Origin of the sequence: Pantoea sp. 18059, from assembly GCF_902706165.1 — a bacterium.
In the GTDB taxonomy this organism is placed as follows: Bacteria; Pseudomonadota; Gammaproteobacteria; order Enterobacterales; family Enterobacteriaceae; genus Pantoea; species Pantoea agglomerans.
On the sequence record NZ_CACSJS010000060.1, the window covers coordinates 1 to 409 of the forward strand.

1 pseudogene is annotated in these 409 nt (G+C 70.2%); it reads right to left on the bottom strand.

The window, feature by feature from the left end:
• Positions 1-222: 222 nt before the first annotated feature.
• Positions 223-409: pseudogene (locus tag GVJ63_RS22060) on the bottom strand (hypothetical protein); the annotation flags it as partial.

Here is a 409-nt window from a genome sequence, read left to right on the forward strand (position 1 = left end):
GACCAGGGCGGCCAGCGCGCCTACGACGTGGGCTCGCCCGGCGACCTGCGCCCCGGCGACCGTGTGCGCCTGAACGGCGGTCAGATCTCGCGCATGTGATCACGGCGCGAAGCCCGGCGGCGTCGCCGTGGCTCCAGCAAAAAAAGGACCCTCGGGTCCTTTTTTCTTGGCCGTGCGTTCTGCGGGCGGTACGCATTGCCGCGTCCGCCGCGCCACCCGCATTCAGTGCAGCAAGGGCTCGTCCGTATCCGGCGGCTGGATGCGGAAGAAACCCGTGCCGGCCGTGCCGCGCCCGATCTCCTCTTCCGTGGCCTCGCGCACGCCCTGCACGGTAAGGTGCAGGCGCAGCGCGATGCCGGCAAGCGGATGGTTGCCGTCCAGCACCACGTGTCCGGGATAGATCTGCGCC